Below are 14,295 nucleotides of genomic sequence, written 5' to 3'. Positions count from 1 at the left end.
AACCATAATTGCGGAGTATCTTATTTTATAGAGATAAGACAGATTAAAAAGCGCAAAAAATGACACAATCCTTACATCCTGCTGCTCAAAAAGGCTTTAGTTTAGGGGCTGAACTGTACCAACAGGTTCGCCCCAGTTACCCGCAAGAAATAGCGGTTTGGCTGCAAGATCGGCTCCAAATAGGTGAAAGTTCCACTGTTGTTGACCTCGGTGCTGGGACTGGCAAATTCTTACCCTACTTGATTCAGACCCAGGCAAAAGTGATCGCAGTCGAGCCTGTCACTGAAATGTTACAGCAGCTTCAGCAAGCCTATCCGACAGTCGATTGCCAGCAAGCATTCAGTAGCGAACTACCATTCGCCGATGCGTCAATTGATGCCATTCTCTGTGCGCAATCGTTCCATTGGTTTGCCAATATTGAAACCTTAACAGAAATGCATCGTGTACTCAGCCCATCAGGCCATCTAGGACTGATCTGGAATCAACGCGATACTGCTGTCGATTGGGTCAAAGCCTTGGCTGATGAAATTGCCCCTTTAGAAGGTGATACCCCGCGTTATCATAGTGAATTATGGAAACAGGTCTTCGAAGAACAATCCTTATTTAAACTGGATGGATTAACCACCTTTCAACAGGCGCATCAGGGCACTGTCGAACAAGTGGTGAGTAAACGCTTGCTGTCTACCAGTTTTATCGCCGCGATGCCCTCCACAGAGCAACAACAGTTAAAAGCAAAGTTTGAACAAATTGTATTTGATTTTACGGGCTTAACTGCGCAAGATCAGATTAGTTTCCCCTATACCACTTTTGCCTACCATTTTCAGAAAATATCCAACTAATTCTTGAACGAGCTCTGCTATGCCTAACCTAAAAACCACATTTGCCATCACCTGTGTACTCAGTTCAGCACTGATGCTCAGTGCTTGTAATAAGGACAAGGAGCCAACTGCAAAGCAACAACAGCAAAGCAGCGCAAGCAATGATGCGATTGGTCAACTGAATCAAACCCCGATCAAACAATTTCCTGCCACAGCAGATGATGGACATGATATTGCGGTATTAGATGACTATGATCATCGCTTTACCGACATGAGCGATAGCATGGAAATGGAATTGGCCAAGATGAAAGAAGCCAATAGCCTCACCCCTGAATTCGAGCAGCAACGTCAAAAAGATAATGTGAACTCAGCCTTGAAGATGCTCAAAGAACTGGAACTCAAAACTGAGCAGGGTCGCTATATTCAAGGCTTGCTTTATGATTATTGGGAACATCAAGCCCAAGTCTTGGAACACGCCAATACTGCTCAAACTACAGATGCAAATCAGCAAGTCAATCAGCTGAATGAATATCTACATGCACAAAGCCAGTTGCATCATTGGAGAAATGCGCAAACAGCGGAAAGCAAAATGCAAGCTGAGTAGCGGAAATAAATAAAAAGGGGCTGATGCCCCTTTTTCATTGCAAATTTATTGTTAAATATTCTGTTTCTCAATCCAGTGAATGGAACTCACACGAAATAACTCACAGGCACCATCACCCACTCCACCTGGAGTTAAAGACGATTTCCACACCAAGTCCTTATCTCGGATCTCGACCAACTCACCTTTGAGTTGAACCAAGTCACCACGTTTCACTTGCTTGATTTGTTTGGCAATCTCAGGATTGGCAGGAATAATATGCATATTGGACACCAGTTTGATCGCTTGATCGGGTGGCACAGGCAGTGTATTCATTTTCCAATTCAAATAACGATCATATTGACGCACATCAATCGTTCGGGCGATTGCAGGATCAGTAAATGCTCCCAAACTCACCGCATAGTCGATCGGAGAGAATTTGGCTTGCTCATCGTCATGATAGACTTTTGAACCGAGAATACGGAAATTACCATCAAAAGGTTTTAATACCGAAATCGATTGATATTCCACAACAGGTGCTAAGCCATTGGCAATGTTATATTCTGCCTGACCGGTTGATGCATGTGTTTGCCCAATTGCAGCCACCATGCATAAACTCATCCATAGACGTTTTTTCATGGCTCGATTATCCTCGAAAATATTAGAAAAGCCTTTCTCTTGATAGTATGCTGAGATGGTGAAAAAAAGTGCTTTTTTTGGTAACAGTCAAACTCACTTTAGTCATATTTTTGTGCTGTTAGTAAACTATCCTCTTTATTAAAACCGACGAATGGATCTCTATGATTTACCAATTTTACCAACGTCATATCTTTCCTCATTTACTGAATCAGGTCATGCAAACCGCCAGCTTGATGGACCGACGTCGTGAATTATTGCTTCCACTCGAAGGTGAAGTACTCGAAATTGGTTTTGGTACAGGGCTGAATATTCCCTTTTATGGCAATGTCGATTCACTCTATGCCTTAGAGCCCAATCCTGATATTTATCAATTGGCCGTTGAACGGGTACAGCATGCACCTTTCTTTATTAAGCATGTGCAATCCAGTGCAGAGAAATTGCCTTTCGCTGATGCATCTTTAGATCATATTGTGTCGACATGGACACTGTGTAGCATTGCTGATCTTGAACAGGCCTTAGCCGAAATACATCGGGTACTCAAACCAACAGGAACCTTTCATCTGGTTGAGCATGTCAAACATCCAAACTCGACAAAAATCCAATCTTTGCAAACGCTGCTGACTCCAATTCAAAAACGTATTGCCGATGGTTGTCATCTTAATCGAGACATTGAACGCCAGCTCTTACAAGCCAAATTTAAATTGATCGAAAAACAATATTTTGATGCAGAAGGTATTCCTGCTGTGGCACAAACAATGCTGTTGGCGCGTGTACAAAAATTAGAAACGCCTCATTGATCTTCGAAATCAATTCGCAAGGTTTCAAAACGAATGCGACCTTCTGTGACCGCCTGAGCAATCGCCTGCTGTCCTTTGCTCAAGCGTGCACCACCACTTTTAATATCCAATAGAATCACCTCAATATCGTCGGCTGTACCATCGCCATCGCGAAAGTCGGTATAACCATCAAAAACCACATAATCGACAGGATCACCTAAAAACTTGGCATCACTGGGTAAATAACGAAACTCTGGTAAGATCGGTGCAAACTGCTCCGCCATTTTGCCTTTCAATACCGCACGGCTGGTATTGACACTGCGCTTCTGCGCATCAAGCAAAGCCTGCTTATGTTCTAACTCTAGTTCGGCGATATATTTTTCATACTCAGCCTGAATCCGACCATTACGGGTGCTGGATAAAATAATCGTGGTGATCACGACACCAATACAACCACCAATCAGCATCGCCAACCAAACCGACATAGCAACTTTCCTTCTCTTGAATGCAGCTATTTAACTGCAACATTAAACTTTTGTCATGTGTAACACACTTGACCGAAAAAGATGCTAAGGTATAAACGAATACGAGAGCCTAGTTAATAAATCTAATTTCATGAAAACCATATTAATCGCAAATCAAAAAGGTGGCTGTGGCAAGACTATGACAGCTATTACATTGGCTGCAGCACTATCTCAAAAAGGATATAAGGTTGCGCTGGCTGACGCTGACAACCAAAAATCGTCTTTGCAATGGCTCAAGCAACGGCCTGAAACGGTCACAGGCATTCAGAGTCTGGATTGGCGACATGAAAAATCCATTGGTGAAGCGCCAAAGAATTTAGATTATTTAATTATTGATGCACCTGGTGCACTTTCAGGTGAACATGCAGAGCAATTGGTCAGCGAAGCGCATGCGATTGTAACGCCATTACAGCCATCGTTCTTTGATATTGACAGTACTCGTCGCTTCTTAAAACATTTACAAGACATTAAACGTATTCGTAAAGGTAAAGTGCAAATCCTGTTGATTGCCAATCGCGTCAAACCGAACAGTGCCAGTTCCAAAGATATTCAGGACTTCTTTAGCAAGATTGAGCAAGATCCTGTGGCATGGATTTCTGAGCGTAGTGCCTACGGTACATTGGCAATGCAAGGGCTGAGTGTGTTTGATAAAACCCAGAAAAATTTTGTCAGTATCCAAAGCCAATGGCAGCCTGTTTTAAACCAGTTGGTCGATGATCCAAGCGAGTGGTTCTAAGGCTTTGCAAAGAAACGTAATCTTTTGATATCAAATCTTAAAACAGGGAAATGAAAATTTCCCTCGCTTACATTTTCAGTTAAGATGGTTTTATTCAATTTATAGCACTTGAGAAATACTATCGTGCAACAATACGCTCCCATATTACAACGCGTTTTGCTGTTTGGACTGTTCTTTGTCCTGCTCTTTTTGGGATTCAGTATTCTCAAATACTTTATTGTCCCTGTCCTTTGGGCCGCAATTATTGCCTATATGACTTGGCCCTTATATCTATGGGTACAGCGTCGTTTCTTTGGTGAAAACCGACCTACGCTGAATGCTACCCTGATGATTAGCTTGGTCATTATTGTGATTGGTGTGCCATTTATTTGTGCGATCTTTATGCTGCAACTTGAAGGTCGTAATTTATATTTTAATTTACAGCGACAACTGTTTTCAGGTCATGTTCAAGTTCCTGAATTTATCAAAAATCTACCGATTATTGGCAAAGACATCAGTCGTACTGTCAATGAACTGAGTAGTGATCCAAACAGTATTACCAAGAATATTGCTGAATGGATTCAAAGCCATCTGAGTTATGGCCGTTTTGTACTCAGTGAGATTAGCCGTAACTTAGTCAAACTCACCTTTGCACTGATGACCTTGTTCTTCTTCTACCGTGATGGGCAAATGATTCTGGCACAAGTGAGTCGTGCCTTGGAAATGGTGATTGGCCCACGTGTGCATCATTATTTAGATACCATTTCGGAAACAACGCGTGCTGTCGTATACGGCGTTGGTTTAACTGCAGTTGCACAAGCCCTATTAGCTGGCCTCAGCTATTTTGTTGCAGGCGTTCCAAATCCAATGCTGTTGACCATGGTCACCTTTATCTTGGCGCTAATTCCTTTTGGAACACCTGTTTCATATCTTGGGGTAGGCCTGTGGTTATTTGCTCAAGGGCAAACCATGGAAGCCATAGGGGTTGTGGTTTGGGGTGTGGTGATTGTGAGTAGCTCAGACAATGTGATTCGCCCATTGGTAATTTCAGGCGCAACCCAGATTCCATTTATCTTGATCATGTTTGGGGTATTAGGCGGTATTGCCAGCTTTGGTCTGGTCGGCCTATTCATTGGCCCAGTGATTTTAGCCATCCTGTTAGCGATTTGGCGTGAATGGTTGCATGAAAATGTCGATGAGCCTGTTGCCGCTTTGGAGGCTCCTCCCGAAACTAAGTAGGTTTGTTTTGTTTAATTTTTTGTCATGAATTGATTAATGTTGCTTGCGAGATATCGCTTACTTTGTTTGAATCGTCAAATAAAGATAATTTATAAGGATATCTTCGCAATGACTTCAATGCTTCACAAAATTTCTCTGCTCGGCTGTCTGAGTTTCAGTCTCGCAGCCTGCTCTTCGGTTTCTCTCGATAACAATGCATCTAAAATCCAGACCAAGACCAGCGCAACGGATCAAAAGCAGTTGATCCAAGTCTATCAAGTCGATGCCAATGGTGTGGGTGCTTCAATCGGAACGGTTGCTTTTCAACAAACGCCTAAAGGTTTATTAATCACCCCTGCGCTTTGGAAACTTTCTCCTGGCGAACATGGTTTCCACATCCATGAGAACCCATCATGTGAAGCGGCATTAAAAGATGGGAAAATGGGCGCAGCCTTGGCAGCAGGCAGTCACTTAAACCCTGAAAAGGTCGCGCATCATGGTACGCCTGAAACGGGCCACTTAGGTGATTTACCGGTATTGGTGGTGAATGACAAAGGTTTTGCAACTACTCCTGTGATTGCACCACGTTTAAAACTGGCTGATATTCAAAATCGTGCGATCATGATCCATGTCGGTGGAGACAATTATTCGGATACACCTAAGCCATTAGGCGGTGGTGGTGACCGTATTGCCTGTGGTGTGATTAAGTAATCTAAATACTGTGGGTATCTTTCGAGTTATCCACAATTGCTCTGCTTTTAGCCATTTTTATGTATTCTTTAATTTCATCATAAAAAATACAACTGAGCATGAATTTTGCATCTTATCTATTATTTGAAAGATCAAGCAAATATTTATGCTAAAAAATAGTGCCGCTTGTTGGCTGACAATGCTTTCCTTTGGGAAATTTATTTGTATGATGAATCCAGAACATATTAAAGAATAAGAATCGTGAAAAATTTATCCCTCCTGTTCAATCGCTTTCGTTCCAACTCGATTCTGCTTTATTGCCTACAAATCCTGATCGTACTGTGCGGGACCACTTTAGGTTTACATCAACTTGGTCTTGGGCAACTGATTGTTCCTGTCACCTTAGGCGCAATTGCGACCGCACTGACCGACTTTGATGATCGTCTCAGTATCCGTTTACGTAATCTGATCTATGTCTGCGTGCTGTTCTTTACGGTCAGTACCATTTTAGAATTTCTCGCCCCCTATAAATTTTGGTTCATTGTCTATCTCAGCCTCTCGAGTGCAGCACTGGTCATGATGGGTGCGCTTGGGCAACGCTATGCCACCATTTCCTTCGGTACGATTTTACTTTCGATCTATACCATGTTTGGTTTAGGAGAATATTCAGATTGGTATCAGCAACCGAGTTATTTTGTATTGGGTGCTTTGTGGTACGGACTGACCTCGATTTTATTTTTTGTTATTCGCCCAACCTTGCCTTTACAAGAAAAGGTCTCAACTATTTTTCAGGATCTTGCTGAATTGCTTCAAGCCAAATCACGTTTATTCGACCCAGATAATATTGATAATGTTGAAACACTGCTATTCGAACTTTCTCATAAAAATAGCCAAGTGGTCAGTAGCCTGAATCAAGCCAAGAACTCCTTACTGACGCGCTTAAAAGCATCTCGCGTTAACAACACCAGTATTTATTGGCTGAACTTATATTATTTTGCCCAAGACATGCATGAACAGGTCACCTCTAGCTATCTGCATTATGAAAAAATTCATCAGAATTTTAGCCGTAGTGATTTAATTTTCCGTATTCAAAAAAATATGCAGCTACAAGCCATGGCATGTCATGATTTAAGCCGAGCGATCTTAGATCATCAAAGCTATCAGCCCCGTGAATCAGCCAGTAAAGCACTAGAAAATCTAGAATCGTCGATGCGAGATTGGGTGCAACAACACCCCAATAATCTTGAAGTTAAAAATCTAGAACTGATCTTAAATAATTTAAAAAGTGTGCATGAGCAATTTACTCAACTGCAACTCAATCAAAATATTGAACAGCTTTCACCGCAGCAACATCAAGATCATTTGAACTTACTCGATGATGATATTCAGGGTGTACAGGATCTTATTTTAAAAATCAAACAACAACTTAGTCCACAATCAGCGCTGTTCCGTCATGCGGTGCGTTTGGCTGTGATCTTTGCAGTGGGTTATGCCATTTCCTTATTGCCTTTTGCCCAAAATGGCTACTGGATTTTACTCACCAGTTTATTTGTTTGCCAGATCACCTACTTTGCCACCAAAAGCCGTCTCAAGCTCAGAACCATCGGTACTTTACTCGGGGTGTTACTAGGTATCCCCATTCTTTATTTTGTGCCCAGTATTGAAGGCCAATTGGTATTAACCGTCATCTGTGGAGTCTCATTTTTCTATTTAAGACAAAAGAAATATGCACTTGCCACGGTCATGGCGACCTTGATGGTGTTATTGATTTTTAATTTAAAAGGTGCAGGTTTTAGTATTATCCTGCCACGCATTATTGACACTTTTATTGGCTGTGCGATTGCATGGCTTGCAGTCAATTTTATTTGGCCTGATTGGAATTTTCGCAATATCTCCAGCAACATTAAGAAAAATAATCAAACCACCTTCGATTATTTTCATGTGGTGGTACAGCAGTATCATCAAGGACGTGAACTCGATCTGGAATACCGAACCACTCGACGTGCCGCACACAATGCCCAGATCGAGCTGTCGAATATGATCTCAAGTCTGAGTACCGAACCTCAGCCTAACCAAGAACTCATTCAGCATGCATTTCGCTATTTGGTCTATAGCCATAGCCAACTCAGTTATGTCTCAGCCTTGGGACATCAACGGGAGAAAATTGAAGATCAGGCGTTGTTAGAACTATTAGATAAAATTGAGAATGTGCTCAAGCAAAGTCTGATCGAACAAGCCGCTATTCCGCAACAGCAAGTAGAGCGCTTGCTCGAAGAGATTGAGATCCTCAATCAACAGCATCAGGTCTCTGCAAAGCACCCGTTGCTGTTAAAACAAATGAGTCTGTTACTCGAGACCTTACCTGAGTTAGTCCTATTAAAAAATAAACTGCTCGCCTTAGAAATTAAGTGAGCAGTCGATGGAAGCAAAATTAATTCAACCCTTCTTGCTGACGTGCCCGCATATGTTGTTTCAAGGCATGGCGTGGTGAACTAAACCAGAATAAAATCAAGACCAGACTTGCTAAAGCAAAGGCCCAAATATGGAAATGCGTATACAGCACACGAACCAATTCAATCACGACAAAATAACTGATCATCATCAACATCGAGACTACCGCTGCGACTGTTCCTTTTGAGACTTCCGAAGACATCAGTGCAAAACGGTACATCACCGAGAAGCTAATCCCCTCACCCAAACTGATTAAGGTCATACCAATCAATAAACAAGGCACCAAATAGCTTTGCCAAATGACACCGAGCAGCAAGAATGCAGTACCCAATAACATGATCGGCAAACCAAATAGAATGGTTTTACCTAGCGGGAAACGATCAATAATCTTGATCAGAATGATATTGCCTGCAATTAAGCCAAAGAATACAGGAAACTGTGCCAAGCCATATTGCACACTGCTTAATTTCAGCTCATCCACCAAAATGATTGGCGATAAAGCAATCCATAACATCAACGGCATCCCCACCATCGGTAAGGCAATGCTTAGACCCAAGAAACGACGGTTACTCAATACCTTTTTAAAGTCATCAAAGATATAGCTAAAAGGCTGCTTCGGCTGTTTACGGCTTTCCTGTGTAGCTGGCATAAATTTTTTTAAGCCAAACCAACTGATAAAGGACACCGCAGCAATGGCAACGAAACCCCAATGCCATGACACATAATCAATCAGGAATGCACCCAATACAGGGCCAAGTAAAGGTGCCAATAGGGAAATATTCGCCATTAGTGCCATAACTTTGATCGCATCACGCTCTTCAAAAGTTTCTTGAATGGCTGCATAACCGACCGCAGAAATGACGCTCAGCCCCATTCCCTGCAAGAAACGTAGCGTTAGGAATTGTTCAATATTGTGCGTCAATAAAATCAGCAAACAACACAGCGTAAAAAATGCCACACCGGCCAAGAGCACTTTTTTACGCCCGAGACGATCCGAAAGCGGTCCCAACAGCCATGCGACACTGGCACCACCCAACAAATAAAATGACATTGACGACGGTGCCCACGTTGCACTGACTGCAAATTGTTCTGTAATCGACAACATCGCAGGTTGAATCAAGTCATTACCGATATAAACTGAAAATTCGAATAGCACTAAAGCTAAAGGAAACATGAGCGTTATACGGTTTAACGTCATGTTCTGATTATTCGTCATCATGTTTTATTCACAAAAATAACCAACTCGTGTTCGTCCCATTTTTCAAAACGAAAAAGGGATCATCACCACAAGATTTTATGGCTTAGATTTAAATTAAATTTTGATTTCATGCTGTGAGAAAGCATGTGATAAATGTGAAAACACCGTATTCACTAGGTGTATATAAGAAAAACAATTTATTTACGTGAGATTGGTAAATGTTTTACCGTTTGGCCAAATTGCCACGCGCAACTGTAGCACTTTTTCAAAATGACCGCAATTTAAACAGCCGATAACGCTCATATTGAGATGTGCATAACCAAAAAGTTATCCACATCTTTGCCGATATTTTATTCACTGTTTGATGGTGCATCGAATTATGGGCATAACTCGAATTGGAAAGTTTCGGTATTCTCTCCTCGGGCACATTGGTAGCTTTGCTTTTTATTCACGACTTTCCAAACATCTTGATTCCGTTTTAATTGATATTCTGTCCGCACCGCAATCACCGAATCATCTAATTGAGCTTGTTCAATTGTGACTTGTGCATCGGTTGGATTCTCGGCACTATTGAATTGCTGATCTATTTTTAAATTGCTGTCTGCATGAAATAGATCGGGCTGATCCGATAAGATTGCATGCATCACCGTACTCTTTTGCACGGCTGCTTGTTGCTGCGATGGTGCTGTTGGTTGATTACACGCCGTGAGGAATAAAGCAGAACCTAACATCAGTGCAATTTTATGCATTTTGTACCCATCCAATCCATTTAGCTCATTTATGCTACTATGCAAAACTAAATTACCACGCAACAAAATGTATGTGGCGTGCATTAAATTTGTTGTCATCATTCAAGATGATGATCATAACAAATGATTAAAAAAACACAGTTTATAACATCAAAATCACCATACTTTGGACATGCCGATATGTCAGATTTAGCAAAGAAATTAACGATTATTTTAATCTTGGGTAGCACTTTGGCTGCCTGTTCCAAACACCCAGAAGGTGCAGCAAGCGATGCTGCAGTTGCAACTGAAAGTGCTGCAATGGACAGCACTGCTGTTCAAGAAAATGCCGTTCAAAATCCAGAACAACTGGTTAGCAATCAACAAAGTGCTTTGGAACAAAACCGTCAATTGGTCAAAAGCGCACAATTGCAATTTGAAGTAAAAGACGTGTTAAAAACCACATCAGCACTAGAACAGCAGTTATTGCAATACAATGGTTATATCGAAGAAAAACAGATTAATTATCAAGTCAGTGACCGATCTGAGCGTGATCGTATTGATGGCAGTGTCGATATTTATGAAAAGATCACCCCCACCGCCCAGCTCACAGTACGTATTCCCAATGCGCAGGTGACCAGCTTCTTAAATAATTTATTGCCACTCATGCTGAACTTTAATACCCAGAGTTATGAAGCCAAGCGTTATGAATTAAAATTGCTCGAAGAAAAACTGAATACCGCCAATCAAAGTAACAGTGGATCAAATGCCGTTAACAATCAGCTGCAGCAACTGACCAATTTAGAAGTCAAAGACCGCTTGGCTTATAGCACCATTCGACTAGAATTCTTCCAACAATCACAAGTGCGTAAAACGCATGATCTCAATATCAATCGTATTGCCACCTTAGACAGTGATCCGTTATTCAGTCGGATTTGGGAAGCGATTAAAGTGGGCTTGTACGGCTTTAGAGAAACCATCATTTGGCTGGTGATGCTGTGGCCGTTATATGTAGCGATTGCGATTTTATGGGGCATCCGTCGTTGGTATAAAGCGAAAAAATCCAAAGCTGAATAGTTCAATTATTGATTTTTAATCAATAGTATTTTGCTCATTTATGCATTTTTACTCATGAATAGATTTTCTAAAATACTTTCCAGTTTTTAGAGATTTATTTTTGAGTAATCGCATGAGCAATATTTTAATTATTAATGGCGCCAAACAATTTGAGCATTCGAATGGTGAGTTGAACGATACCCTGACCGAGTTTTCTCAAGCACATCTAAGCACCTTAGGTCATCAGGTACAAGTTACCCGTACCGACAGTGACTATGACATTCAAGCCGAAATTGCCAAATACCTATGGGCAGATGTGGTGATTTACCAAATGCCAGGTTGGTGGATGGGTGCACCGTGGACTATGAAAAAATACATCGATGATATCTTCACCATCGGACATGGTTCACTTTATGCCAGTGATGGCCGTAGTCGTTCAGACGCTTCTAAAAAATATGGTTCAGGTGGTTTAATCCAAGGTAAAAAATATATGTTGTCTTTGACATGGAATGCACCGATGGAAGCCTTTACTGATCCAGATCAGTTCTTCCACGGTGTTGGTGTGGATGGCGTTTACCTGCCTTTCCATAAAGCCAATCAATTCTTGGGTATGGACTCACTACCAACATTTATCGTGAATGATGTGATCAAGGCACCAAATGTGCCAAGTTATATCGAAGCGTATAAAGCGCATTTAGACCAGCTTTTTGCAGCAAGCCATTAAGTGAGAAAATAAGATGCTAACCATTATTGCTGAAATTTATACGCATGTAGGTGCTGAACATCGCCAAGCCGTTTTAGATGCCTTTGAAAAAATTATTCCAACCGTTCTTGCAGAAGACGGCTGTCATGGCTATGAGCCATTGATTGATCATCTTCCTGCAATTGAGATGCAGGCCACTGATGAGAATACGATTGTCATGTTAGAGAAATGGCAGAGTACTGCTCATTTAGCAGCCCATATGCAAACTGCCCATATGCAGCAACATTTTGAAGCGACCAAAGACCATGTTGCTGATGTAAAAATCCGTATTCTAAACAGTGGGATTTAACAGATAACACCCTAAATCTGAGTCCGACAAAATATGAAATCATTGAATATTTAAGTCGAACTCAGTTGATGAGTAAATGCATGGTTTTACTGATAATAATGCTGTTTTAAATGACGGCTATAATCTGTTAAATAGGCTTCCAAACTGGCACGACGATCCGCCTTCGGCATCGACTTTGCTGCCAGTTGCTCAATCTTGCTTTGCAACAGTTGAAGAATCGCAGCTTGTTCCGCTTGGGGTAGCTGTGCTTTTTCTTGCTGCTGCTTTTTAATCTCCAGATAATCTTCCGCCCAATGCCGTAATGGGTCATTTGCATCCACTTGAGCAAACAGATCGGTAATCAGTAATTCAGGCATCTGCTCCTGGGTTGCTAGCTCTGCTGACATCAATCCGCGAATCGAATAAAACACTTTTTTATAAGTAAAGTTATCTGCGGTTTGCATCACTTTCATGCCACCTTTTGCCAATGATAAATAGTGGTGATACAGCGCGCTATAGTCGATTCGCTCCAGCAATCCATCACGGAAGATCTGCCATTCTGGAAAGGCATTAAAATACACAATATGTGCTCTGACCCACTCTAAAACAGTGGGATTACTTTTTGCCAATAACCCAAACATTTTATCGAGGTCATAAGAGACAAAGTCAAAGTCCCCATCCATGATCTCGATCAAGTCACGATGCTTTTTATAATCAAAATATTGGTCTTTACTCGGTAGATGAAAACCGCGTACATCATAGTCACTGTCAGGACTGGCCATGCCCCATAAACGGCTGCCACTTTCAATATAAAATAATGGGATATCTTGGCGTTGTTGAAATAGTTTTTCGATTTCATGATGGATATTCATTGCGATGACTTCATTATTTAAAAATTTATACTTGTGAGAGACAATACTATTTTTTACCGTACTCATTAATTTGATTTTAAAAAAATTATCGTTTGATAAAATCAATCTCTATTCAATATAACAAATAGGATCATGCATGCAACTGACTTATGCGGGACAGGTTTTCTTGGTGGTGGTTGCGATCTTGTGTGTCTGGTCTTTTGTGCTGACAAAGTTTTGGCTAAAACGTTTAGCTAAGAATCGTGACAGCAGTAAGTTTGAATTTGCTTATTTATTTGTGGTGGTGTTTAGCATCAGCTCCCTATTTTTCCCTTTTACTTATTGGGTGTCGCAAGCTGTATATGGCTTAGCAACCAAACCGAGCTATGATGCAACCATCGTGAGCTATAGCTCTGAATGGGTCGATACCGAACGTACAGATTCCAACGGGCGTAAATACAAAACCAAAACTTTAATGCATACGGCTCAAGTTCAATTCAAAGATGCTCAAAACAGAACATTGGTCTTGGATAATTCAGTCCGTTCAGGTGATGTGCCTGTAGTCGGAGATCATATTCAAGTCGTTTATGAGGCAGGTGATCATTCCGCACAAGAAAAGAGCTGGCGCACGGGTTTACTGTTTGCCGCTACCCTATTTATGCTGTTTATTATGGGCTATATCTTGGTCATGATTATTGCTTATGCTTTGAATCAGAATATGGCACCTTACAAAGCATTTGCTAATGTCTTAATTTTTAGAGTTAGCCTTCCACTCGGCACTATGGCGATGTTTGGGATGCTGTCTTATTCAGTTTTTGCTTATTTCTTTTTAGGCAATCCACAGAATATACCGGTCTGGGCAGTTGCAATTTGTGGCTTCTTTGCACTCTGCCTTTTACCGTTGATTTATCATATTTTGACGGGTTGGAAAGCGTATAAGAAATAAAAAAAAGCGAAGATCGTCCAAATAAAGGAATGAAAAAGGAAATAGATCACTCCCAACCTAAACATAGGTGGGTT

Annotated in this window: 16 protein-coding genes; 11 read left to right on the top strand and 5 right to left on the bottom strand. The window is 41.3% G+C overall.

Going from position 1 to position 14,295, the window contains the following annotated elements; all coding sequences use genetic code 11:
* Positions 1 to 59: 59 nt before the first annotated feature.
* A complete protein-coding gene (locus A7P54_RS14510; protein ID WP_171550008.1) occupies positions 60 to 839 on the top strand; it encodes a class I SAM-dependent methyltransferase in 780 nt (259 codons plus the stop codon).
* 19 nt (positions 840 to 858) lie between these two features.
* Positions 859 to 1,422 carry a hypothetical protein gene (locus A7P54_RS14505; RefSeq protein ID WP_171550007.1) on the top strand — a complete coding sequence of 188 codons (564 nt, stop codon included), beginning with the start codon at positions 859 to 861 and terminating at the stop codon, positions 1,420 to 1,422.
* Positions 1,423 to 1,473: 51 nt separating this feature from the next.
* Here the strand turns inward: A7P54_RS14505 and A7P54_RS14500 are convergent, their stop codons facing one another.
* Positions 1,474 to 2,037, bottom strand: coding sequence for a hypothetical protein (locus A7P54_RS14500; protein WP_016542781.1), 564 nt, complete (start codon positions 2,035 to 2,037; stop codon positions 1,474 to 1,476).
* A 161-nt stretch (positions 2,038 to 2,198) separates the two neighbouring features.
* On the opposite strand from A7P54_RS14500, the gene A7P54_RS14495 reads away from it, so the two are divergent.
* The gene (locus tag A7P54_RS14495; protein ID WP_171550006.1) at positions 2,199 to 2,834 is read left to right on the top strand and encodes a class I SAM-dependent methyltransferase; all 636 of its coding nucleotides are present in this window, start codon (positions 2,199 to 2,201) and stop codon (positions 2,832 to 2,834) included.
* Here the strand turns inward: A7P54_RS14495 and A7P54_RS14490 are convergent.
* The gene (locus A7P54_RS14490; protein ID WP_004804021.1) at positions 2,828 to 3,298 is read right to left on the bottom strand and encodes a Holliday junction resolvase-like protein; all 471 of its coding nucleotides are present in this window, start codon (positions 3,296 to 3,298) and stop codon (positions 2,828 to 2,830) included. The genes A7P54_RS14495 and A7P54_RS14490 overlap by 7 nt on opposite strands.
* 130 nt (positions 3,299 to 3,428) lie before the next feature.
* On the opposite strand from A7P54_RS14490, the gene A7P54_RS14485 reads away from it, so the two are divergent.
* From A7P54_RS14485 to yccS, 4 genes are all read left to right on the top strand, one after another.
* A complete protein-coding gene (locus tag A7P54_RS14485; protein ID WP_004657565.1) occupies positions 3,429 to 4,073 on the top strand; it encodes a ParA family protein in 645 nt (214 codons plus the stop codon).
* Positions 4,074 to 4,196: 123 nt separating this feature from the next.
* Positions 4,197 to 5,291 carry an AI-2E family transporter gene (locus A7P54_RS14480; RefSeq protein ID WP_005201278.1) on the top strand — a complete coding sequence of 365 codons (1,095 nt, stop codon included), beginning with the start codon at positions 4,197 to 4,199 and terminating at the stop codon, positions 5,289 to 5,291.
* Positions 5,292 to 5,399: 108 nt separating this feature from the next.
* Positions 5,400 to 5,981, top strand: a complete 582-nt coding sequence (sodC, locus tag A7P54_RS14475) for a superoxide dismutase family protein (RefSeq protein ID WP_171550005.1) — start codon at positions 5,400 to 5,402, stop codon at positions 5,979 to 5,981.
* A 240-nt stretch (positions 5,982 to 6,221) separates the two neighbouring features.
* A complete protein-coding gene (gene yccS, locus A7P54_RS14470; RefSeq protein ID WP_171550004.1) occupies positions 6,222 to 8,372 on the top strand; it encodes a YccS family putative transporter in 2,151 nt (716 codons plus the stop codon).
* A 19-nt stretch (positions 8,373 to 8,391) separates the two neighbouring features.
* Here yccS and A7P54_RS14465 read toward each other — a convergent pair whose 3' ends face one another.
* Positions 8,392 to 9,609, bottom strand: coding sequence for an MFS transporter (locus A7P54_RS14465; protein ID WP_171550084.1), 1,218 nt, complete (start codon positions 9,607 to 9,609; stop codon positions 8,392 to 8,394).
* 377 nt (positions 9,610 to 9,986) lie between these two features.
* Positions 9,987 to 10,358, bottom strand: a complete 372-nt coding sequence (locus A7P54_RS14460; RefSeq protein ID WP_171550003.1) for a hypothetical protein — start codon at positions 10,356 to 10,358, stop codon at positions 9,987 to 9,989.
* A 180-nt stretch (positions 10,359 to 10,538) separates the two neighbouring features.
* Here A7P54_RS14460 and A7P54_RS14455 point away from each other — a divergent pair, with 180 nt between their 5' ends.
* The 3 genes from A7P54_RS14455 to A7P54_RS14445 all read left to right on the top strand — a co-directional run bounded on the left by A7P54_RS14455 (position 10,539) and on the right by A7P54_RS14445 (position 12,445).
* Positions 10,539 to 11,414 (top strand): DUF4349 domain-containing protein, encoded by an 876-nt coding sequence (locus A7P54_RS14455; RefSeq protein WP_171550002.1) that lies wholly within the window; start codon positions 10,539 to 10,541, stop codon positions 11,412 to 11,414.
* Between the two features lie 112 nt (positions 11,415 to 11,526).
* Entirely contained in the window at positions 11,527 to 12,117 is a 591-nt protein-coding gene (locus tag A7P54_RS14450) for an NAD(P)H-dependent oxidoreductase (protein ID WP_004804006.1), read from the top strand.
* Between the two features lie 13 nt (positions 12,118 to 12,130).
* Positions 12,131 to 12,445, top strand: coding sequence for a putative quinol monooxygenase (locus A7P54_RS14445; RefSeq protein WP_171550001.1), 315 nt, complete (start codon positions 12,131 to 12,133; stop codon positions 12,443 to 12,445).
* 86 nt (positions 12,446 to 12,531) lie between these two features.
* Here the strand turns inward: A7P54_RS14445 and A7P54_RS14440 are convergent, their stop codons facing one another.
* A complete protein-coding gene (locus tag A7P54_RS14440; protein ID WP_171550000.1) occupies positions 12,532 to 13,296 on the bottom strand; it encodes a nucleotidyltransferase domain-containing protein in 765 nt (254 codons plus the stop codon).
* 136 nt (positions 13,297 to 13,432) lie between these two features.
* Between A7P54_RS14440 and A7P54_RS14435 the strand changes: the two genes are divergently transcribed.
* Complete coding sequence (locus tag A7P54_RS14435; protein ID WP_171549999.1) at positions 13,433 to 14,221, top strand: xanthine permease; 789 nt, start codon at positions 13,433 to 13,435, stop codon at positions 14,219 to 14,221.
* Positions 14,222 to 14,295: the final 74 nt, after the last annotated feature.

It is taken from the genome of Acinetobacter sp. Ac_3412 (genome assembly GCF_013072675.1).
Taxonomy (GTDB): Bacteria; Pseudomonadota; Gammaproteobacteria; order Pseudomonadales; family Moraxellaceae; genus Acinetobacter; species Acinetobacter higginsii.
Note: the sequence above shows the minus strand (reverse complement) of the source record. Positions and strands in the feature narration are given on the sequence as shown.

Excerpts from the sequence above, each read along its gene's own strand:
- A7P54_RS14510 (WP_171550008.1), top strand. The coding sequence starts at position 60 with ATGACACAATCCTTACATCCTGCTGCTCAAAAAGGCTTTAGTTTAGGG.
- A7P54_RS14505 (WP_171550007.1), top strand. The coding sequence starts at position 859 with ATGCCTAACCTAAAAACCACATTTGCCATCACCTGTGTACTCAGTTCA.
- A7P54_RS14500 (WP_016542781.1), bottom strand. The coding sequence starts at position 2,037 with ATGAAAAAACGTCTATGGATGAGTTTATGCATGGTGGCTGCAATTGGG.
- A7P54_RS14495 (WP_171550006.1), top strand. The coding sequence starts at position 2,199 with ATGATTTACCAATTTTACCAACGTCATATCTTTCCTCATTTACTGAAT.
- A7P54_RS14490 (WP_004804021.1), bottom strand. The coding sequence starts at position 3,298 with ATGTCGGTTTGGTTGGCGATGCTGATTGGTGGTTGTATTGGTGTCGTG.
- A7P54_RS14485 (WP_004657565.1), top strand. The coding sequence starts at position 3,429 with ATGAAAACCATATTAATCGCAAATCAAAAAGGTGGCTGTGGCAAGACT.
- sodC (WP_171550005.1), top strand. The coding sequence starts at position 5,400 with ATGACTTCAATGCTTCACAAAATTTCTCTGCTCGGCTGTCTGAGTTTC.
- A7P54_RS14465 (WP_171550084.1), bottom strand. The coding sequence starts at position 9,609 with ATGACGTTAAACCGTATAACGCTCATGTTTCCTTTAGCTTTAGTGCTA.
- A7P54_RS14460 (WP_171550003.1), bottom strand. The coding sequence starts at position 10,358 with ATGCATAAAATTGCACTGATGTTAGGTTCTGCTTTATTCCTCACGGCG.
- A7P54_RS14455 (WP_171550002.1), top strand. The coding sequence starts at position 10,539 with ATGTCAGATTTAGCAAAGAAATTAACGATTATTTTAATCTTGGGTAGC.
- A7P54_RS14450 (WP_004804006.1), top strand. The coding sequence starts at position 11,527 with ATGAGCAATATTTTAATTATTAATGGCGCCAAACAATTTGAGCATTCG.
- A7P54_RS14445 (WP_171550001.1), top strand. The coding sequence starts at position 12,131 with ATGCTAACCATTATTGCTGAAATTTATACGCATGTAGGTGCTGAACAT.
- A7P54_RS14440 (WP_171550000.1), bottom strand. The coding sequence starts at position 13,296 with ATGAATATCCATCATGAAATCGAAAAACTATTTCAACAACGCCAAGAT.
- A7P54_RS14435 (WP_171549999.1), top strand. The coding sequence starts at position 13,433 with ATGCAACTGACTTATGCGGGACAGGTTTTCTTGGTGGTGGTTGCGATC.